The organism is Actinomycetospora chiangmaiensis DSM 45062, assembly GCF_000379625.1.
Classification (GTDB): Bacteria; Actinomycetota; Actinomycetes; order Mycobacteriales; family Pseudonocardiaceae; genus Actinomycetospora; species Actinomycetospora chiangmaiensis.
In genome coordinates, this window is the sequence record NZ_KB903221.1 from 71,641 (window position 1) to 90,379 (window position 18,739).

Sequence of the window (18,739 nt, forward strand, 5' to 3'; positions counted from 1 at the left end):
GTGCTGCTCCTCGGGGATCCCCCCGCCGGGCGGGCGCAGGAGGCGCTGCTCGGTGCCGGTGTACGGCCCGGCCGCGCCGTCACGGCCCAGGTGGGCATCGTCGCCGCGGTCCTGGCGGGGGCCGTCTTCGTCGTCGCCCTGCGCTCCGGGCTGGACGCGAAGTATTCGTCCGACGGCACCCTCATCCGCCAGATCGCGACGGGGCAGTTCGCCGCCGGCGGGGACCAGTCCTTTCGCACCGTCGGGGCGCTCTACCGGCTCCTCGGTCTCGGGAACCTGCCCACGCTCGCCGGGCTGCTCGGCTTCGCCGCGTTCGCGCTGTGCGTCCTCCCGCTCGTGCGCGCGGACGTCGCCCGCGACCTCTCGTGGGTGACGATCGGGCTCGCCGTCGCGACCGTGGGCCTCGGCGCCGTCTACCTCGGGGACTACTCCAAGGACGTCTGGCTGCTGCCGGTGCTCGCCCTCGTCCTCGCGGTGCGGGGCGTCGTGGCCCGCGAGGTGGTCCTCGCCGCGGGCATCGTGGTCTACGCGGGCCTGTTCCGGCAGTACTGGTTCCTCGTCTACGCGTTCTACCTGGTGCTCCGGCTCGCGACGCTGCCCGGACGGCGGGGGCGGCTCCCGCGCGCGGCGGTCACGGTCGCCGCGGCGCTCACCGTCACGGCCGTCGCGTTCCCCCTGCTGGCCGGCACGACGATCAGCTCGTTCCGGTCCTCGATCAACGCCGGCCGCACCGGGATGGCCGACGCCCAGTCCGCGATCGAGCCGGTGATCGCCGGGCAGGGGCCGGTCGCCGAGGCGGGGAACGCCCTGCTCACCCAGGTCACGCTCTACGTCCCGCTGCCCCTGCTCGCGGAGGGCGGAGCGGTGTACCTGGCGGCGACGGCGTTCCTGGCCGTCCTGTGGTTCGCGTTCTTCCGCGCCGTCGCCACCGACCCGCTGCCGAGCACCGCGCCCGACAGCCCGTGGCCGGTCGCCTGCCTCGTCCTGTCCTTCACCGCCGTCCAGGGGATCTTCGAGCCGGACCACGGCTCGGCCCTGCGGCACCTGACCCCCGTCCTGCTGCTCGTCCTGTCCGTCCTCGTGCTGCGCGACCGCGCCGCCGCCCGGCCCACCCACCGCATCACCCCAGGGGGCACCCGATGACCGCCGTCCACCCGCCGCAGCTCCGGTCCGCCCCGGCGAAGGACCGACCTCCGGACCCCGCCGAGGTCCTCGACCGGCCGACCGTCGTCCACGTCGTGGAGTCCCTCGGCGGTGGCGTGATGGTCGCGGTCCGCGACTACGTCCGCGCCACGGAGGACCGCTACCGCCACGTCGTCGTCGCGGACGTCCGTCCGGGCCACGACACCGGCGACTTCGCCGGCGTCGAGGTGGTGCGTCTCGGCGCGGGGCAGGGGCCGGTGGGCACCTGGTGGCGGCTGCGCCGGACGCTGCGCGCCTACCGGCCCGCGATCGTCCACGCCCACTCCTCGTGGGCGGGGGTCCTCGTCCGGCTGCTCCCGGTGCCGCGCGAGGACGTCCGGTACACGCCGCACTGCTACGCCTTCGAGCGCCGCGACGTTCCCCGGGTGCTGCGCAGCGGGTTCTACCTCGCCGAACGGCTGCTCGCGCCGCGGACCGGGTGCGTGGCCGCGGTCAGCCCGCGGGAGGTGGGGCTCGCCGACCGCCTCCGGCACGGCTGCCGCGTCGAGTACGTGCCCAACGTGGTGCCCCGCGTGGTCCCGGCCGTCACGGTGCCGGCGCCGCGCAGCCCGGACCGGCGCCTCGACGTCGTCGCCGCCGGCCGGCTGATGCCGCAGAAGGACCCGGACTGGTTCGTGCGGTTCGTCCGCCGGGCCCGACGCCTCGGCGTCGCCGCCGACTTCACCTGGCTCGGCGGCGGTGACGCGGAGGCCGAGGGCCTGCTCCGGGAGGAGGGCGTCCGCGTGACCGGCTGGCTGCCGCGGGCGGAGGTCCTGCGCCGCATGGCGGCGGCGGACCTCTACGTGCACACCGCGGCCTGGGAGGGCGCCCCCCTCACCCTCCTGGAGGCCGCCGCCCACGACCTGCCGATCGTCGGGCGCGAGTCCGAGGCCCTGCGCAGCCTCGGACTCGTCAACCTCTACTCCTCGCCCGTCGAGGCCGCGCGCTGGTTGGCCGCGACCACGGACCCGGTCGAGCTCCGCCGCCTCGCCGTCGCGCAGGCCACGGTCCTGCGCCTCACGAACTCGGCCGACGAGCAACGCGCCGCCCTGCTGCGGGTCTACGCCGACGTCGAGGCGCCCGTCGGCGGCACGGCCCGGCGACGGGAGCGGAGCGCCCGACGATGATCCCGTGGCGCCCGCGGGTGACCGCCGAGACGGTGGGCCTGGCCCGGACCATGGCGCTCGGCGCCCTCGGGCCGGCGCTGACCTTCGTCGCGCTGTTCGCGCTCCCCCTCGGGGCCGCCGCGCTGCTCTCCACCACCGAGTTCGCGATGTGGACCGTCCTCAGCACCATCACGACGATCTCGGTCACCCTCGACCTCGGGGGCACCGCGCTCGTCATGGCGCGGTGGCGCCTCGAGCGGCGCGGGCCCCTGCTCCGTCGGGCGGCCGTGCTCTCCGGGGCCGGCAGCGTGCTGGTCGGCGTCGTCGCCGCGATCGCCTTCGTCCCCTTCTCCCGGACCGCGGCGGCCGCGGCGTTCACCTTCGTCGAGGGACTGGCGGCCATCGGCCTCGTCACCGTCGGCTGCACGGTGCGCAGCGCGGTGACGGTGCTCGCGCAGGCCGCGCTCTCCGACGGCCGGTTCCGGGCCCGCACCGTCCTGTTCACCACCCAGGCGTTCGGCGCCGCCGTCCTCGCCCTCGCCCTCGCGGCCGTGACCGGCTCCGCCTGGGCGCTGCCCCTCGGGTGGTCCGCCGCGTCGACGCTGACCTTCGCGGGCGGGCTGGTCTGGACGCTGCGCTCGGACCTGCTGCGCGGAGGACCGACGGTCGCGGCGCTCCCCGACGGGGCGCACCGCGTCTCGCGCTTCGCGTGGGCGCGGACCGGCGAGACGGTGCTGTCCTCGCTGCTGGTGCAGTCCGACCGCTGGATCGTGGGCGCCCTGGGCGGACCGCACGTCCTCGCGGCCTACGAGATCGCAGCGCGGCTGGCCTCGATGCCGAAGTTCCTGTCGTTCCAGCTCGCACCCGCGGTCGCCGGGCAGGCGGTGGAGTCGGCGGTGGTCGCCCGACGTCCGGCCGAGGTGCGTGCCGTGCTGCGGCGCGGGCTCGCCGTCTGCGCGGCCGCGATGCTCGCCGCGTCCGTGGCGTTCACCGTCGGCTATCCCCTCGCCGCCGCGTTCACCCACGTCGACGTGGTGTGGCCGGTCTTCGCCGCGATGCTCGTCGCCTACTTCCTCTACGGCCTCACCTCGCCGGTGACGGTGGTCGGCATCAGCGTCGACCGGCCCGCGATCGACGTCCCCTTCCTGCTGCTCGCCCTCGTGGGCGCGGCGGCGGCCACCGCGGCGGCGTTCGCGACCGGCGACGTCGCGATCTACGTCGTCGGCAACCTCGCCGCGCTCACCGTCGGCGCCCTCTGGTTCTTCCGCTACGCCCCGGCGACCGTCGCAGCGCGCGCCCGGGCGCTCGCCGTCGCCGACGTCCTCGTCCCGTCCACTCCCGGAGCGACCCGTGCCTGACTGGGTGCTGATGTACCACGCCGTCGCCGACGGACCCGCCGACCCGCACCGCGTCCAGGTGACCCCCGAGCGCTTCCGCCGGCAGATGCGGTGGCTGCACCAGCGGGGCCGTCGCGGGGTGAGCCTCCGGACGCTCCCCGCCCACCCCGGGGCGGTGGGCCTCACCTTCGACGACGGCTACGCCGACTTCGCCGAGACGGTCGTCCCGATCCTCGCGGAGCACGGCTTCACCGCCACCGTCTACGTCGTCGCGGGGCGGCTCGGCGGGACGAACGACTGGGACGACGGGCCGACCCGACGCCTCATGACCGCCGACCAGGTCCGCGAGGTCGCCGCCGCCGGGATGGAGGTCGCCTCGCACACGCTGACCCACGCCCGGTTGCCGGACCTTCCCGACGACGGGCTCTCCCGCGAGCTGCGCAGGTCGAGAGCGCACCTGGAGGAGGTCCTCGACGCCCCGGTGACCGGCTTCGCGTACCCGTACGGCGCGTTCGGCGCGCGCGAGGCCCGCGCGGTCGCCGACTCCGGCTACGCCCACGCCGCCGCCATCGACCCGCGGCCGCTGGACGGGCCGTGGGCCGTGCCACGCACGTACGTCGGGCAGGCCGACACCCCCTGGCGGCTGCACGCGAAGCGGCTGCGCCACCACCACCGGACGCGAGGAGCGCGGACATGAGGGTGCTGCACGTGATCACCGGGCTCGGCGCGGGAGGCGCCGAGCAACAGCTCCGCCTGCTGTGCCGGCACCACGGACCCGACGTCGAGGTCGAGGTCGCCGTCCTCGCCGTACCCGGCGCGGTGGGCGACCTCATCCGGGCCGAGGGGACGCCGGTGCACGCCGTGCCCATGGCGGGGAACCGGGACCTGCGGGCGGTCCTGCGTCTGGCCCGGCTCATGCGCCGCGGCCGCTTCGACTGCGTGCACACCCACCTGTTCCGCGCCGGGCTGCACGGACGCCTCGCGGCCCGGCTCGCCGGCGTCCCGCGCATCGTCGCGACCGAGCACTCCCTCAACGAGCACGTCATCGAGGGCCGCCCGACGACGCGCCCCGGGCTCGCGACCCTCTACCGGTGCGGCGAGGCCCTCGGGCACGTCAGCATCGCCGTCTCCCGGTCCACGCGGGACCGGATGCGGGCGTGGCGGGTCCCGGCGGCGAAGATCGTCGTCGTCCCGAACGGGGTCGACGCCGCAGCCGTCGCCTTCTCCCCCGCGGCCCGCGACGCGGCCCGACGCCGGTGGGCGATCCCGGCCGGCGCCTACGTGGTCGGCACCGCCGCGCGGCTCGTGGCCCTCAAACGGATCGACGTGCTGCTCGACGCGCTGGCCCGGCGTCCGGAGGTCCACGGCCTCGTCGTCGGGGACGGCGCGGAGCGGACCGCCCTGGAGCAGCGCTGTGCGGACCTCGGCATCGCCGACCGGGTCGTGTTCACCGGCGAGACCGGCGACGTCGCCGCCGCGCTCGCCGCCATGGACCTGTTCGTCTCGTGCGGCCCGCAGGAGACCTACGGGCTCGCGATGATCGAGGCCCTCGCCGCCGGTCTCCCCCTGCTCTACGTGCGGTGCCCGGCGCTCGAGGAACGACCGGCCGCCGACGCACCGGCGGCGACCCGCATCGAGGGCACGGTCGACGACGTCGCGGCCGGCATCGCCCGCGCGCCCCGGACCGATCGGGTCCCGGCGCCCGTCGTCGCGACCTACGACATCCGGGAGGTCGTGAGGACGGTCGAGGAGCTCTACCGGGGCCTGCCGGTCAGGTCGCCCGCTGTGCCGTGGCGGCGCCCGCTCCGAGCCCGATCATCGCGACCCCACCGATCGTCCCGAACCCGGCCAGACGTCGCGGCGACCGGCTGAACCACGACCGCGCCGACGCCGCGGTGATCGCCCACATGCTGTCGAGCACGACGGCGATGCCCGCGAAGATCGCCCCGAGCACGAGCAGCTGACCCGGGACGCTGCGGCCCGGGTCGACGAACAGAGGGAGGAAGGCCGCGAAGAACACGACCGTCTTCGGGTTGAACAGCCCGACCGGGACACCGCGCAGGACACTGCGCACGAGGCCCGTGTCGCCCTCCGGCGTGGCCGCGGCCAGCCGCCCGTAGGCCTCGTCGCGGTGGCGGATCGCCTGCACCCCGAGGTACACGAGGTACACCGCGCCGACGAGCTTGATGACGGTGAACGCCACCACCGACCGCTCGATGAGCTCCCCCAGCCCGACCGCCAGCCCCGCGACCTGCAGCAGCACCCCCACCGCGTTCCCGACGACGGAGGCCAGCGCGTTCCGCCGCCCCACCACCAGCGCCCGGCTGATCGCGAAGACGACGCTCGGGCCGGGGATCACGATGATCAGCGCGGCGGCACCGGCGAAGGCGATGAGACGGGTGGTGTCCACGGGCGGTAGTGCAGCACGGTCGGGGTCCGACCAGCGAGGGCGTTGTCGGGGCGAGCACCGTGTCCGACGGACACGGTGCTGCGTGCCAGACTCCGCCGGTGGACCTCGCCCTCGTCACCGGCGCGACGTCCGGTATCGGCACCGCCTTCGCCCGGGAGCTCGCCGCGCGCGGGTGGTCGCTGGTGCTCACCGGTCGGTCGGAGTCCGCGCTCCGGTCGCTGGGCGCCGAACTCGGAGCGCGGACCGTCGTCGCGGACCTGGCGACGACCGAGGGCCGCCGGGCGGTCGTCTCGGCCGCCGACGGCGTGCACCTGCTCGTGAACAACGCCGCGCTCGGCGGGACCTTCGGATCGTTCGCGACGATGCCCGTCGAGGATCTCGAGGCCGTCCTCGCCGTGAACGTCGTCGCGCCCACGGCGCTCGTGCGGGCGGTGCTCCCCGGGATGCTCGCCGCGGGCCGGGGCGGGATCGTGACCGTGTCCAGCCCGTCCGCCGTCGGTCCGAAGGCGGGCGCGGCCGCCTACGGGGCGTCCAAGGCGTTCCTGGAGAGCCTCGACCGCAGCGTGCGCGCCGAGGTCCGCGGGAGCGGCGTCGTCGTGACCACCGTCCGGCCGGAGTCGACCCGCACCGACTTCCACGCCCGGTCCGGCCAGGACGTGAGCGACGTGGGCGCGTGGAACACTCCGGAGGAGGTCGCCCGCGCCGCCCTCGACGCGCACGAGCGCGGCGAGCTGCTGGTCCGCATCCCGAGGCGCCCGGCCAAGCACGTCGCGCGGGACCTGGCGCGGGTGGTGTGGCACCACCCGGCGATCCAGCGGTTCCGCACCCACTGAACACCTGCGCCGCCACGCCTCCCGCCCGGTGCAGCCCCATTAGGGTGCGGGCCCATGGCCGGGGGACGCAGCGTCATGCCGCTCGCCGAGCAGGAGCGGGCGGAGCTCGCCGAGCTGCTGCACGGTCTCGCGCCCGGGCAGTGGGACGCGCCGACGCTGTGCACCGGCTGGACCGTGCGGGACGTCGTCGCGCACGTGCTCAGCTACGAGGAACGCGGCCCGGTGGGCCTGGCGTGGTGCTTCGCGCGCGGGCGGGGGTCGTTCGACCGCACCAACGCCGTCGCGATGGCGGACTACGCCGACCACGGGCCCGACGAGCTCCTCGCCCTGCTCGAGCGCAGCCTCCGCCCGCGCGGTCTGACCACGATGCTCGGCGGACGCATCGGCCTCACCGACGCGATGATCCACCAGCAGGACATCCGGCGCCCGCTCGGTCTCCCACGGCGCATCCCGGGCGAGAGCCTCGTCGTGGTGCTCGACCTGGCCCGCTTCGCCCCGCCCCTCGACTCACGGGCCCGCCTCCGCGGGCTGCGACTCCGGGCGACCGACCTCGACTGGACCGCCGGGGACGGGGACGAGGTGAGCGGGCCGGGCGAGGCGCTGCTCATGGCCATGGCGGGACGGGGCGTCGCCCTCGACGAGCTGACCGGACCCGGTCTGCCGGTCCTCGTGCAGCGCATCCGGCCGACGAGCTGACACGGGCCGGTCCCCCGAGGTCAGTCCTCCGGCTCCTCCTCGACGGGCTCGGGAGCCGGCCGCGCCGCCTGCACCCGCACGACGCCGCTCTCCAGGTCCAGCCCGACCACGCGGGCGCGCTGCCCGGAGTCCTCGCCCTCCTCGACGCCCTCGAGCTTCGGAGACCGGAACACCCCACCGAACGCCGTCATGACCCCACCGTAGGCCGCGGCAGGACCCGCCGTCGTGAAGGCCGGAGGCGCCTGCGAGGCGATCACGCGCAAAGATCGCCGAACGGCTCTGGTGGGCCGTGCCGGACCGGCCTAGCGTCGCGCGCGGACGGCTCGGCTCCCCCGCCGAGCGCCGAGAGACCCGAGGTCACTGCCACCAGCAGACCCCGCTCCCGGGCAGCGCGGAGTACGGAGTCGGGCCGGTGGAGCAGGTCGTGGGGCTCAGCGGTGTGCTGAGCACCCGCACGCGGGGCGCGGACGGCGCCGGGGAGCTCGAGCTCCCGGTGCGCGGCGGGCGGGCGACATTCTTCGCCTGGTCCGACGAGCCCCTGCCCGCCGGGACGACGGTCCTCGTCGTCGGGGCCCGCTCCGGGGCGACGGTGGACGTCGTCCGGTGGCTCGATCCCACCTCCGCGCTCGACCGCCCCGTCGTCGAGTGAAGCAGGGAGTGCCGTCATGCTCGGATATCGCGTCCCCGCGCCGGACCAGGCGATGCTGGTCAGCGGCGGGAAGGCCCGTCGTCGGGACACCCCGTTCCGGGTGGTGACGGGACACGGCGCCTTCGTCCTGCCGTTCTTCCGCAAGACACGCTTCCTCTCGCTCGCCCTCGACGAGGCCGAGGTGACCGAGGTGTGCGTGACCCAGCAGGGCATCTCGCTCACGGCCCGCGCGGTGATCGCCTTCAAGGTCCGCAACGACGAGGAGGGCATCGTCGCCGCGGCCCAGCGGTTCCTGTCCGACCAGAGCCAGATGTCGGTGCTGACGGGCCGCATCTTCGCCGGCCACCTGCGCTCGATCATCGGCTCGATGACCGTCGAGCAGATCGTCCGCGAACGCCAGATCCTCGCCGACCAGGTCCTCGACGCGTCGAAGACGGAGATGGCCAAGATCGGGCTCGCGGTCGACTCGGTCCAGATCCAGTCGATCGACGACATGCAGTCCGGCTACATCGAGGCGATGGCCGCGCCCCACCGCGCCGCCGTCGTCCGGGAGGCCAAGATCGCCCAGGCGCGGGCCGACCAGGCCGCGGCCGAGGCGACCCAGGAGTCGGCCCGGCGCCAGGCCGAGTACGCCCGCCAGACCTCGATCGTGCAGGCCGAGTACGACGCGGAGATCGAACGCGCCCGCGCGCAGTCCGCCCAGGCCGGCCCGCTCTCGGCGGCCACCGCGCAGCGGGAGGTCGTCGACGCCCAGGCCGAGCTGGCCGAGCGGACGGCCGCGCTGCGCGAGCAGCAGCTGGTCGCGGAGGTCGTGCGCCCCGCCGAGGCGGAGGCCGAGCGCGTCCGCATCCTCGCCCGCGCCGAGGCCGAGCGGATGCGCATCCAGGCCGAGGTCGCGGCCGCCCACGACCGTGTGGCCCTCGACCGCATGCTCATCGACCAGCTGCCCATGATCGTCGCCGAGGCGGCCCGCAGCCTCTCCGGCGCCAACGTCACCGTCCTCAACGGCGCCGAAGGCCTCTCCGAGGTCACCGCCGGCCTCGTCGGGCAGGGCCTCACGGTCTACGAGACCGTGCGCCGGTCCCTCGCGGGAGGCCGTCCCGACGACGGGACGCGGCCCTCGCCGCACCCGCGCGCGCACGCCGTCAACGGCTCGACCGGAAGCTAGGACCTGCGGCCGTTCGTGGGACTCTGCCGCCGTGTCGTGGTGGCGGCGGTGGGTCCGGCGTGAAGCGCGGGTACAGGCAACCGTGAGCACGCACAACGGCCTGACCCTGTCGGCTCTCGCGGGCAGTGCGGTCGCCGGCTCCGCACCCGCGGCCACGGCCGCCCTCGCGCCCGACACCCGCATCGAGGCGACGCTCGTCCTCCGGCGTCCGGGCGCCGCACCCGACCCGACCACCGTCCTGCCCGCCGCCGAGTTCGCGGCCGCACACGGTGCGGCGGCCGACGACATCGCCCTCGTGACCTCCACCCTGGTCGGGCTCGGCGTGCAGGTGCTCTGGGTGCAGCCGGCCGCCCGGCTGGTGCGCGTGGCCGCGCGGGCGGACGTCCTGTCCCCCGTCTTCGGCGCCGACCTCGCGGTCGACCCGGCGACGGGGTACCGGGTGCGCACCGGCGAGCTCTCCGTGCCCGCGGCCCTGGCCGGCGTGGTGACGGCGGTGCTCGGCCTCGACGACCGGCCCCAGGCGCGCACCCGCACCAGCACCGCCGACCCGAGGGCGGTGTCGACCAGCTACTCGCCGCTCGACCTGGCGAAGGTCTACGACTTCCCGGCGGGCACCGACGGCGCCGGTCGGACGATCGCCATCGTCGAGCTCGGGGGCGGCTTCGGCCAGGCCGACCTCGACGCCTACTTCTCCGGGCTCGGCATCACCGGGCCCACCGTCACCGCGGTCGGCGTCGACGGCGCGGCCAACGTTCCGGGCAAGGACCCGAGCGGCGCCGACGGCGAGGTGCTGCTCGACATCGAGGTCGCCGGTGCGCTCGCGCCGAAAGCGGCCGTCGTCGTCTACTTCGCGCCGAACACCGACGCGGGCTTCCTCGACGCCGTCTCCCAGGCCGCGCACGCCTCCCCCACCCCCGCCGCGATCAGCATCAGCTGGGGGCAGAGCGAGGACGAGTGGAGCGCCCAGGCGCGGACCGCGCTCGACCAGGCGATGGCGGACGCCGCGACCCTCGGCGTCGTGGTCACCGCCGCGGCCGGCGACGACGGCAGCACCGACCGCGCCGCCGACAACGCCGTCCACGCCGACTTCCCGGCCTCCAGCCCGCACGCCCTGGCCTGTGGCGGGACCAACCTGGCGGCGGACCCGTCGTCGGGAACGGTCAGCAGCGAGACGGTGTGGAACAACGGCGTCGGCAAGGGCGCCACGGGCGGCGGCGTCTCCGACGCGTTCCCCGTGCCGTCGTGGCAGGCGGGCGTCGGGGTCCCGACGGCGAGCGGGAGCGGGAAGGCCGGCCGCGGCGTGCCCGACGTCGCGGCGGTCGCCGACCCGACGACGGGCTACAAGGTCCGCGTCGACGGCCAGGACCTGGTCATCGGCGGCACCAGCGCGGTCGCCCCGCTCTGGGCGGCGCTCGCGACCCGCCTCACCCAGGCGCTCGGCACACCGCTCGGCCTGCTCCAGCCGCGGCTCTACGGGGCCACGACGGCGGGTGCGGTCGCCCCGGGCTTCCGCGACATCACCAGCGGGACCAACGGCGCCTACTCCGCCGGGCCGGGTTGGGACGCGTGCACGGGCCTGGGCGTCCCGGTCGGCTCGGCGCTGCTCGCCGCGCTGCGCGGTTCGGCCGCCGCGGGCTCGTCGGTGCTGGCCGTGCCGCGGTCGGGGCCGGTCCTCACCGGGTCGCGGGTACGGGTCGCGGTGGACGACGTCGCGGCCGCCCTCCCGCTCTACCGCGCCCTCACCGGCGCCGACCCGGTGCGCCGCGACGACGGGACGGTCGACATCGGGCACTTCCAGCTCGTGCCCCGCGGCGCGCGCGAGGGGATCACGCTCGTCGTCGACGACCTGCGGGTGGCCGCGACGGCGGTCGTCGCGGCGGGCGGTTCCGTGGTGGAGGAGACGAACGCCGGCCTCGTCGCCCGCCACCCCGACGGCGCGGTGTTCACCTACGTGACGGGCTGAGCGGGACCCGTCGTCCGGAAAGGGCGTCCTCCGATCCGGGCATTCCCGACGACGGGTGTGGTCCGGGACGGGCGGCGCTCGTTGCTCCGTGGAGACACACCCCGGGGAGGCGACCGCACATGGCGGCCCACAGTGCACCGTCGACGCGTCGGCAACGGCGCACCACCGCGCTGACCTCGATCGCGACCGCGCTCGCCGTGGTCGGGCTGATGTTCCTCGGCTCGGTGCTGAGCTCGCCGTCGCCCGGCCGCGAACCCGGGTCGCTCGGCACGACGGCGGGTCCGGTCGCGCTCGTCGACGCACCGGCAGAGCCCGCCACACCCGCCCCGGCCACCCCGGCCACCACCTCGACCGCACCCGCCGTCCGGAAGAGCGAGGCCCCGCGCACCAGCGCGAGGCCGACCTCGCGGAAGCCGCCGACGACGACCACGGCCGCCGACTAGTCCCCCGCACCACATCCGCTCGACGGGTCGTCGCGGCTGCGAGATCCTCGTGCGGATGGCGGCATGGATGCGGTGGACGGTGCTCGCCTCGCTGACGCTGCTGGTCACCCTGGCACTGCAGGCGGTGGCCGTGCCGTCGGCGGCGCTGTTCGCCGGGCTCGGGGTGGCGACCGTGCTGGCGCTGCTCGGCATCGGGCCCCGGACCGTCGCCCGGCCGGCGGTCGGCGGCGCACAGGCCGTGATCGGCGTGGTCATCGGCCTGCTGGCCCGCCCGGACACGCTCGCGGCCGTGGCCTCGCAGTGGCTGCCGGTGCTGCTGGTCAGCCTCGGGACGCTCGCGGCGAGCATGGGCGCGGGGCTGCTGCTCGGGGTGCAGCGGGGGGTGTCGCCGCTGACCGGGATGCTCGCGCTGACCGCCGGCGGCGCGTCGGGCCTGACCGCGATCGCCCGCGACATCGGCGGTGACGAGCGGATCGTGTCGGTGATCCAGTACCTGCGGGTCGGGCTGGTCACGGCGACGATGCCGGTGGTCGCGGCCGCGGTGTTCGGGGCCTCGCACGTCGGGGCGGACGGGTCCGCCGAGGGCACCGCGCCCTGGTACGTCGGGCTCGCACTGGTGGCGGTGTGCGGCCTGGCGGCGTGGCCGGCCGAGAAGCTGACGGTGCCCGCCGGGGCGCTGCTCGGGCCGATGGTGGTCGCGATCGCGCTGTCCGTCGGCGGGCTCACGTTCGGCGGATCGGCGCCCGACCTGCTCGTCGACCTCGCCTACGCGGTGATCGGATGGCAGGCGGGGGTGCGGTTCACGCGCGAGGCGGTCCGGACCGTCCTGCGGGTGCTGCCGCTCGCGACCGGGCTGATCCTGCTGATCATGGTGGTGTGCGCGGGGCTGGGCCTGCTGCTCTCCTCCATCACGGGCGTCACGCCGCTCGAGGGTTACCTCGCGACGAACCCGGGCGGCATCTACGCCGTGCTCGCCACCGCGATCTCCTCGGGCGGGGACGTCACCTTCGTCGTCGCGGTCCAAGTGGTCCGGGTGATCCTCATGCTCCTGGTGGCACCGGCGTTGGCGCGCCTCGCCCGCCACTGAGGGCTACCTTTTGTTGGGCTGTTCGAGTGAATACCTCTGGTGCTCCGACCACGCAGGGTGAAACATCTCCGGTGATCCCCTCGCCGGAAGGACGCCCCCGATGACGCAGCAGGTCCCGCCCTACGCCTCCCCCGAGCAGCCCGCCGGCTCGTACCCCGGAGCGCCCGGAGCGCCGGTGCCGCCCGCGCCCGGCACCAACCTCATGGCGATCCTGTCGATCGTCTTCGCCTTCGTGTTCTCCCCGCTGGGCATCGTCTTCGGCATCGTCGGCCGCAAGCAGATCGCCCGGACCGGCGAGGGCGGCCGCGGGCTCGCGACGGCGGGTCTGATCCTCTCGACGCTCTTCCTCGTCATCGGGATCGTGACCGCCGTCGTCGTCGGGGTCATGGCCGCCTCCATCGCCTCGAACCTGCCGACCGGCGTGGCGCCCGAGTCGGTCGCGGCCCAGATCGAGCAGCAGACCTCCGGCCGGGCCACCGGGGTCACCTGCCCCGGCACCCTGCCCGCCCAGGTCGGCGCGTCGATCACCTGCACGGGCACCGTCGACGGCACCCCGGCACAGATCCGGGCGACCGCGACCGCCGTCGAGGGCAGCACGGTCTCGTTCGACATCCAGCAGGTGAGCTGACCCTCCGGAAGCCCACGACAGGCACTCCCGCGCCGCGGGAGTGCCTGTCGTGCGTCCGGGGAGAGGTCCCGGCGCGACGCACGCCGTCGCGCCCGGCCCCGGATCGCCCTCCGCGTCCGATTCGACACGGTGCGTGGCTGATCGTTCACCGCGGGCTCATCCCTCGGTCGTGTTCCACCACGACACGGACGGTGAGTCTGTCGTAGCCCGCGCCACCGGTCGGGCCCGACGCGGAAGGACGGCGCATGCGCCCTGCACCCGGATGGCGATCCGTCATCGCGATCGCGACGAGCACCCTGCTGGTCCTCGGCGTCACCGCCGCCTGTGGTGGCGCGACCGCCGCGCCCGCCCGCCCGGCGACGGTGCCCACGGGGTTCGGCGTCACCCCGGCGGGAACGCAGACCGACCTCGGTGACCTCCCGCTGGACGCCGCGCTCTCGCCCGACCGGTCCACGCTCGCCGTCGTGAACGCCGGGCAGGCCACGCAGTCGGTGCAGCTCGTCGAGGCCGCGACCGGCCGGGTGACCCAGACGCTGCCCTACCCGAACCCGAAGGCCGTCTTCACCGGGGTCGCCTTCTCCCCCGACGGGCGCACGCTGTTCGTCTCCGGCGGGGGCCAGAACCTCGTCCGCCGCTACGGCCTCACGAACGGTCAGGCCACGGAGGGCCCGTCCATCCCGCTGCCCACGACGTCGCCGACCGGCGCGCCCATCCAGCCGTTCCCGTCCGGGCTGGCCGTCACCCCGGACGGCACCCGCCTCGTGGTGGCCGACCAGCAGGCCGACGCGGTGTCGGTGGTCGACCTGGCCTCCGGCGCGGTCACGACGACGGGCGCCGGTCACCGGCCCCGCGGCGTCGCGGTCTCCCCCGACGGCCGGACGGCGTGGGTCGCCGACGAGGGCGGCACCACGGTCGCCGTCGTCGACCTGTCCGGGGCGGTGCCCGCCCAGACCGGCTCGGTGGCCGTCGGCACCCACCCGAACACGCTCGTCCGCAGCGCCGACGGCCGCACGCTCTACGCCGCCGACGGCGACTCCGACCAGGTCTCGGTGATCGACACCGCGAGCCGGGCCGTCTCCCGCACGTTCTCCCTGGCGCCGTACCCGAACGCCCCGGTCGGCACCAACCCCGACGGGCTCGCGCTCTCGCCCGACGAGCGGACCCTCTACGTCGCGAACGCCGGGAACAACGACGTCGCGGTCCTGGACACCACGTCCGGCCAGGTCCGGGGCCTCATCCCGACGGCGTGGTACCCCACGGCCGTCGTCGCGGGTCCGAACGGACTGCTCGTGGCCAACGGCAAGGGACTCGGTGCCGGCCCGAACGTCGGACCGGGCGAACCCGACCCGACGCAGAAGGGCTCGGCCGCGGCGAACCTGTACTCGGGCTCGATGATCGTCGGGACCCTCTCGAGCATCCCCGTCCCCGACGACGCGACCCTCGCCCAGGACACCGCCGCGGTCGGCCGCAACGACGACCTCGTCCGCGGCGCCGACGTCCGCAGCCCCGGCGGACCGGGCGAGGCCGTCATCCCGATCCGGCCGGGCCAGGCGAGCCCGATCAAGCACGTCATCTACATCGTCAAGGAGAACCGGACCTACGACCAGGAGTTCGGATCGTTGGGCCAGGGCAACGGGGACCCGGCGATCGACCTGTTCGGCGACGAGTCGGCCCCGAACCTCCGGGCCGCGGAACGCCAGTTCGTCACCCTGGACAACTTCTACGCCGACGCCGAGGTCTCCGCCCAGGGGTGGAACTGGAGCGTCGCGGCGAACTCCAACCCGTACGCCGAGGCGGTGTGGCCGTCGAACTACAGCGACCGCAACGCGCCCTACCCGTCGGAGAGCGGCGACCCGGCGACCGCGCCGAACCGCGATCCGGCCGACGCCTACATCTGGGACCGGCTCGGCGCCGCGAACATCCCGTTCCGCAACTACGGGTTCTACGTCGACCACGACACGAAGACCAACCAGAACTCCGCCGCCGACCCGGTGCTGAACGCGAGCACCGACCACGCCTACCGCGGCTTCGACCTGAAGTGCCCGGACGCACCGAACACGTTCGTCCCGCTCGACCCGACCTGCGGGCCCTCACGCTTCGAACAGTGGCAGTCGGAGTTCACCGGCTACGTCGCCGGCGGCAACCTCCCGACGATGGAGCTGCTGCGGTTCCCGAACGACCACACCGCCTCGACCAAACCGGGCTCCCCGACCCCGCGGGCGTACGTGGCCGACAACGACCTCGCCGTCGGGAAGGTGGTCGACGCCGTCTCGCACTCCCCGTACTGGAACTCCACCGCCATCTTCGTCACCGAGGACGACGCGCAGAACGGGCCGGACCACGTCGACGCCCACCGCACGACCTCCGAGGTGATCAGCCCGTACTCCCGCACCGGGAAGGTCGACTCCACCTTCTACTCGACGGCGTCGATGCTGCGCACGATGGAGCTGATCGTCGGGCTGCGCCCGCTGACCCAGTTCGACGCCTACGCGACGCCGATGATCGGCGCCTTCACCACCAACCCGAACGCGGCGCCCTACACCGCGCTGGTGCCGTCGCAGAACCCGCGGGAGGTCAACACGCCGGCCTCGCCCATGGCGACGCCGTCGGCGATGCAGGACTTCTCGGTGGAGGACCGGATCGACATGGCGACGGTCAACCAGGCGGTCTGGCAGAGCGTGCGCGGCGCCGGGTCGGTGATGCCGGCCCCGGTGCACCACGTGTTCGCCCCGCCGCCGACGACCAACGGGGCGCCCGCCGGCGATGGTGACGACGACGGGGACGGTCACTAGGGCCCGCCGTCACGAACGAACGGCACTGTCGCGAGCATCGATGCCGCGACAGTGCCGTTCGCCCGGTTCGGAGGGGTCGGATCGGTCAGACCACCGGCAGGCGGGGCGCTCCGGCGGCGTAGCCCAGCCGGGGCAGGCCCCAGAGGTCCTCGAGGGCGGCCAGCAGCGAGTAGTGGTTCGCCGGGGTGGTGTCGGTGCCGTTCCGGGGCCCGCGCGGGGTGAGCAGGAGCGCCCCGACGCGGCCGCCGCCGAGACCGGTGATGCCGGGCAGCGGCGTGTTCGGGCCGGGCCCCTCGCCGCAGCACGCGGTCGAGTCGGAGTTCGGACCGTCCGACTCGTCGAAGGTGATGACCAGGGCGCCGTCCTGCTTGAACGCCGGCGAATTCGTGATCACCGGAATCCAGGTCCGCAGCCACGCGTCGGCCGACACGAGCCCGCCGGGACGCCCGTCGACGCACGGGGCGTCGTGCCCGTCGTCGCACAGGTTCGGGGTGATGTAGGAGAGGTCGGGGGTGGTCGCGACGCTCGCGAGGTCACCGCGCAGGGCGGAGAGGTCGACGTCGTTGCGGGCGCAGTCGGTGATGCCGTCGAAGTAGACGAAGGGGTTGTGTCGCGCGGCGTACTGGTCGCCGACCTTCGCCTTCTGCGTGGTGTCGGGGGTGTTCGGCGCGGGGTGCCGGCACGGCGTGCCCATGTCCTCCATGTAGCCCTTCCACCGCAGCCCGGCGCCCGTCATCTGCTGCGGCAGCGTCGGCACCGTCGCCGGGTACACGCATCCCTGCCCGACCGCCTGACCGGGCGGGACGGTGCCCGCACCGACGAACGAGCTGAAGACCTGGCAGTCCGCCTGGGTCTGCGGGTTCGGTCCCTGGCCGGAGATCTGGGCGAGGTAGTTCGGCAGGCTGTTGTGCGCGGTGCCGAAGTACTGGGTGAACAGTGTGCCCCGGCTGCGGAGGTCCTTGCTCAGGTAGGGCGCGGGCGAAGTCGGTCCCCACGTCTCGTCGAAGCCCTTGTTCTCCAGGTTGACGACGAACACGTGGTGGCGGGCGGCCGGTGCGGCCGAGGCGGTGGGTGCGACCGCGATCAGGGTCAGCAGGCTCGCGAGTGCCGCGAGGAGGGTCAGGAGACGGGTCCGGGTCATGGCAGGGTCCATCCGTTGGCGGTGGCGAGGGCACGCACGGCGGTCCACTCCTCCTCGGGCGAGGCGCCCGGGGTGTTCGGAGGGCAGGGGGTCCCGACGACCGTGGGCACGGCGAACCGGGGCGCCGCGGTGTTCGGCGGGGTGGTGAAGTCGAGGACCTCGGCGATGTTGTTGGCGGCGGCGTCGCGCGGGGTGAGCGGCGGCAGGTTCCACCGCCACTCGATGGCGCGGAGCACCGAGGTGTGGTCGTAGACGCCGTGGGCGACGTGCCCCCGACGCGCGCGGGGAGAGACGACGAGGTTGGGCACCCGGAAGCCCCGGAGGCCGAGACCCTGGTCGGGGTGGGCGTCGGGCGCCGTCCCGGGGGCGACGTGGTCGAAGAAGCCGCCCCACTCGTCGTAGTTGACGACGAAGAGCGTGCGCGGCCACGCCGGCCCGCTCGTGACGGCCTGGTACACCGAGTTCAGGAACGACTGCCCGGCGCGGACGTCGGCGTGCGGGTGGTCGTCCGCCGAGGAGCCGCTGGACTCGTCGGTGAAGCGGGGGTCGACGAAGGACACCTCGGGGAGCGTCCCGGCGGCGCAGGCGGCGAGGAACTCGGGGAAGGGCCGGCTGATCGGGAGGTACTTCGTGCCCCACAGCGCCGTGAACGGCACGTCGGAGAAGTAGTAGCGGCCCTGCAGGCCCGCGGCGGCCAGCCGGTCCCAGATCGTCGGCATCGTCGCGGTCGCCGTCGAGTTGTGGGTCCGGTCGGTCTGCGCGGCGTGCTGGTAGAAGCGGTTCGGGTAGGTCTCGGCCATCGTCGCCGAGAAGTAGTTGTCGCACACCGTCCACGCCCGGGCCGCCTGCCCGAAGAACGGGAGGTCGGCGTCGGTGTAGTAGCCGATGGTGAAGGTGTCGTTCGTGCTCGTGCGCAGCCAGCCGTCGCACCGGCCGCCGTTGAGCTCGGAGCGGCCACCCTCGTAGGAGTGGTCGGGGTCGGGGTGGGAGCAGCCCTGGAAGTCGGGGCGCAGCGGGTAGGTGCGGTGCGGGACGCCGGCGCGGTCGGTGTAGGTCAGGCCCTGCTGACGTCCGTTCGCCCCGGGCAGCCAGCCGAGGAAGTGGTCGAAGGACCGGTTCTCCATCATCAGGACGACGATGTGGTCGATCCCGGACGCGGCGGGGGCGGGCAGCGGGGCCGGGCGGGGAGCGGCGGACGCGATGCCGGCCGTCGCCGCCGCGGCGGCGAGGCCGACGCCCGCGCCGAGCACGGTCCGGCGGGAGGGGTGGGAGGACACGGGGGATCTCCGGGATGGGGGTCGACG

The 18,739-nt window shown here is 74.8% G+C and carries 18 protein-coding genes; 14 read left to right on the forward strand and 4 right to left on the reverse strand.

The annotated features are described in order from the left end of the window. Genes A3CO_RS0109615 through A3CO_RS31190 form a run of 5 tightly spaced genes read left to right on the forward strand, consistent with a single transcriptional unit; the run spans position 1 to position 5,497 of the window. Positions 1 to 1,143: a hypothetical protein gene (locus A3CO_RS0109615; RefSeq protein ID WP_018332034.1), complete on the forward strand. Its 1,143-nt coding sequence runs from the start codon at positions 1 to 3 to the stop codon at positions 1,141 to 1,143. Next, complete coding sequence (locus A3CO_RS31185; RefSeq protein WP_018332035.1) at positions 1,140 to 2,309, forward strand: glycosyltransferase; 1,170 nt, start codon at positions 1,140 to 1,142, stop codon at positions 2,307 to 2,309. Before A3CO_RS0109615 ends, A3CO_RS31185 begins: the two co-directional genes overlap by 4 nt. Continuing rightward, on the forward strand, positions 2,306 to 3,646 hold the full coding sequence (locus A3CO_RS0109625; RefSeq protein WP_157647324.1) for an oligosaccharide flippase family protein: 1,341 nt from the start codon (positions 2,306 to 2,308) through the stop codon (positions 3,644 to 3,646). The genes A3CO_RS31185 and A3CO_RS0109625 overlap by 4 nt, the downstream gene beginning before the upstream one ends. Continuing rightward, on the forward strand, positions 3,639 to 4,322 hold the full coding sequence (locus tag A3CO_RS0109630) for a polysaccharide deacetylase family protein (RefSeq protein ID WP_018332037.1): 684 nt from the start codon (positions 3,639 to 3,641) through the stop codon (positions 4,320 to 4,322). Before A3CO_RS0109625 ends, A3CO_RS0109630 begins: the two co-directional genes overlap by 8 nt. Further along, on the forward strand, positions 4,319 to 5,497 hold the full coding sequence (locus tag A3CO_RS31190; protein ID WP_018332038.1) for a glycosyltransferase: 1,179 nt from the start codon (positions 4,319 to 4,321) through the stop codon (positions 5,495 to 5,497). Before A3CO_RS0109630 ends, A3CO_RS31190 begins: the two co-directional genes overlap by 4 nt. Here A3CO_RS31190 and A3CO_RS0109640 read toward each other — a convergent pair. Continuing rightward, positions 5,397 to 6,035, reverse strand: coding sequence for a LysE family translocator (locus tag A3CO_RS0109640; protein WP_018332039.1), 639 nt, complete (start codon positions 6,033 to 6,035; stop codon positions 5,397 to 5,399). The genes A3CO_RS31190 and A3CO_RS0109640 overlap by 101 nt on opposite strands. Before the next feature lie 98 nt (positions 6,036 to 6,133). On the opposite strand from A3CO_RS0109640, the gene A3CO_RS31195 reads away from it, so the two are divergent. Further along, the gene (locus A3CO_RS31195; protein WP_018332040.1) at positions 6,134 to 6,868 is read left to right on the forward strand and encodes an SDR family NAD(P)-dependent oxidoreductase; all 735 of its coding nucleotides are present in this window, start codon (positions 6,134 to 6,136) and stop codon (positions 6,866 to 6,868) included. Positions 6,869 to 6,922: 54 nt separating this feature from the next. Then, positions 6,923 to 7,564 (forward strand): maleylpyruvate isomerase family mycothiol-dependent enzyme, encoded by a 642-nt coding sequence (locus tag A3CO_RS0109650; protein ID WP_026204446.1) that lies wholly within the window; start codon positions 6,923 to 6,925, stop codon positions 7,562 to 7,564. Between the two features lie 20 nt (positions 7,565 to 7,584). On the opposite strand, the gene A3CO_RS0109655 is transcribed toward A3CO_RS0109650, so the two are convergent. After that, positions 7,585 to 7,755, reverse strand: coding sequence for a hypothetical protein (locus A3CO_RS0109655; protein WP_157647327.1), 171 nt, complete (start codon positions 7,753 to 7,755; stop codon positions 7,585 to 7,587). A 221-nt stretch (positions 7,756 to 7,976) separates the two neighbouring features. On the opposite strand from A3CO_RS0109655, the gene A3CO_RS0109660 reads away from it, so the two are divergent. From A3CO_RS0109660 to A3CO_RS31205, 7 genes are all read left to right on the forward strand, one after another. Further along, positions 7,977 to 8,213: a hypothetical protein gene (locus A3CO_RS0109660; RefSeq protein ID WP_018332043.1), complete on the forward strand. Its 237-nt coding sequence runs from the start codon at positions 7,977 to 7,979 to the stop codon at positions 8,211 to 8,213. A 16-nt stretch (positions 8,214 to 8,229) separates the two neighbouring features. Beyond that, positions 8,230 to 9,381 carry an SPFH domain-containing protein gene (locus A3CO_RS0109665; protein WP_018332044.1) on the forward strand — a complete coding sequence of 384 codons (1,152 nt, stop codon included), beginning with the start codon at positions 8,230 to 8,232 and terminating at the stop codon, positions 9,379 to 9,381. Between the two features lie 82 nt (positions 9,382 to 9,463). Beyond that, a complete protein-coding gene (locus A3CO_RS0109670) occupies positions 9,464 to 11,344 on the forward strand; it encodes a S53 family peptidase (protein WP_018332045.1) in 1,881 nt (626 codons plus the stop codon). Between the two features lie 119 nt (positions 11,345 to 11,463). After that, positions 11,464 to 11,787 (forward strand): hypothetical protein, encoded by a 324-nt coding sequence (locus tag A3CO_RS0109675; RefSeq protein ID WP_018332046.1) that lies wholly within the window; start codon positions 11,464 to 11,466, stop codon positions 11,785 to 11,787. 55 nt (positions 11,788 to 11,842) lie between these two features. Further along, complete coding sequence (locus tag A3CO_RS0109680; protein ID WP_018332047.1) at positions 11,843 to 12,874, forward strand: AbrB family transcriptional regulator; 1,032 nt, start codon at positions 11,843 to 11,845, stop codon at positions 12,872 to 12,874. 100 nt (positions 12,875 to 12,974) lie between these two features. Further along, positions 12,975 to 13,502 (forward strand): DUF4190 domain-containing protein, encoded by a 528-nt coding sequence (locus tag A3CO_RS35580; RefSeq protein ID WP_018332048.1) that lies wholly within the window; start codon positions 12,975 to 12,977, stop codon positions 13,500 to 13,502. A gap of 245 nt (positions 13,503 to 13,747) precedes the next feature. Next, a complete protein-coding gene (locus A3CO_RS31205; protein WP_018332049.1) occupies positions 13,748 to 16,294 on the forward strand; it encodes an SMP-30/gluconolactonase/LRE family protein in 2,547 nt (848 codons plus the stop codon). Between the two features lie 85 nt (positions 16,295 to 16,379). On the opposite strand, the gene A3CO_RS0109695 is transcribed toward A3CO_RS31205, so the two are convergent. Together A3CO_RS0109695 and A3CO_RS0109700 are read right to left on the reverse strand one after the other, a co-directional pair. Continuing rightward, positions 16,380 to 17,435 (reverse strand): alkaline phosphatase family protein, encoded by a 1,056-nt coding sequence (locus A3CO_RS0109695; RefSeq protein WP_018332050.1) that lies wholly within the window; start codon positions 17,433 to 17,435, stop codon positions 16,380 to 16,382. Beyond that, positions 17,432 to 18,712 (reverse strand): alkaline phosphatase family protein, encoded by a 1,281-nt coding sequence (locus A3CO_RS0109700; protein ID WP_018332051.1) that lies wholly within the window; start codon positions 18,710 to 18,712, stop codon positions 17,432 to 17,434. The genes A3CO_RS0109695 and A3CO_RS0109700 overlap by 4 nt, the downstream gene beginning before the upstream one ends. Positions 18,713 to 18,739 lie beyond the last annotated feature (27 nt).

Excerpts from the sequence above, each read along its gene's own strand:
- A3CO_RS31185 (WP_018332035.1), top strand. The coding sequence starts at position 1,140 with ATGACCGCCGTCCACCCGCCGCAGCTCCGGTCCGCCCCGGCGAAGGAC.
- A3CO_RS0109625 (WP_157647324.1), top strand. The coding sequence starts at position 2,306 with ATGATCCCGTGGCGCCCGCGGGTGACCGCCGAGACGGTGGGCCTGGCC.
- A3CO_RS0109665 (WP_018332044.1), top strand. The coding sequence starts at position 8,230 with ATGCTCGGATATCGCGTCCCCGCGCCGGACCAGGCGATGCTGGTCAGC.
- A3CO_RS31190 (WP_018332038.1), top strand. The coding sequence starts at position 4,319 with ATGAGGGTGCTGCACGTGATCACCGGGCTCGGCGCGGGAGGCGCCGAG.
- A3CO_RS35580 (WP_018332048.1), top strand. The coding sequence starts at position 12,975 with ATGACGCAGCAGGTCCCGCCCTACGCCTCCCCCGAGCAGCCCGCCGGC.
- A3CO_RS0109650 (WP_026204446.1), top strand. The coding sequence starts at position 6,923 with ATGGCCGGGGGACGCAGCGTCATGCCGCTCGCCGAGCAGGAGCGGGCG.
- A3CO_RS0109655 (WP_157647327.1), bottom strand. The coding sequence starts at position 7,755 with ATGACGGCGTTCGGTGGGGTGTTCCGGTCTCCGAAGCTCGAGGGCGTC.
- A3CO_RS0109680 (WP_018332047.1), top strand. The coding sequence starts at position 11,843 with ATGGCGGCATGGATGCGGTGGACGGTGCTCGCCTCGCTGACGCTGCTG.
- A3CO_RS0109695 (WP_018332050.1), bottom strand. The coding sequence starts at position 17,435 with ATGACCCGGACCCGTCTCCTGACCCTCCTCGCGGCACTCGCGAGCCTG.
- A3CO_RS0109675 (WP_018332046.1), top strand. The coding sequence starts at position 11,464 with ATGGCGGCCCACAGTGCACCGTCGACGCGTCGGCAACGGCGCACCACC.
- A3CO_RS31205 (WP_018332049.1), top strand. The coding sequence starts at position 13,748 with ATGCGCCCTGCACCCGGATGGCGATCCGTCATCGCGATCGCGACGAGC.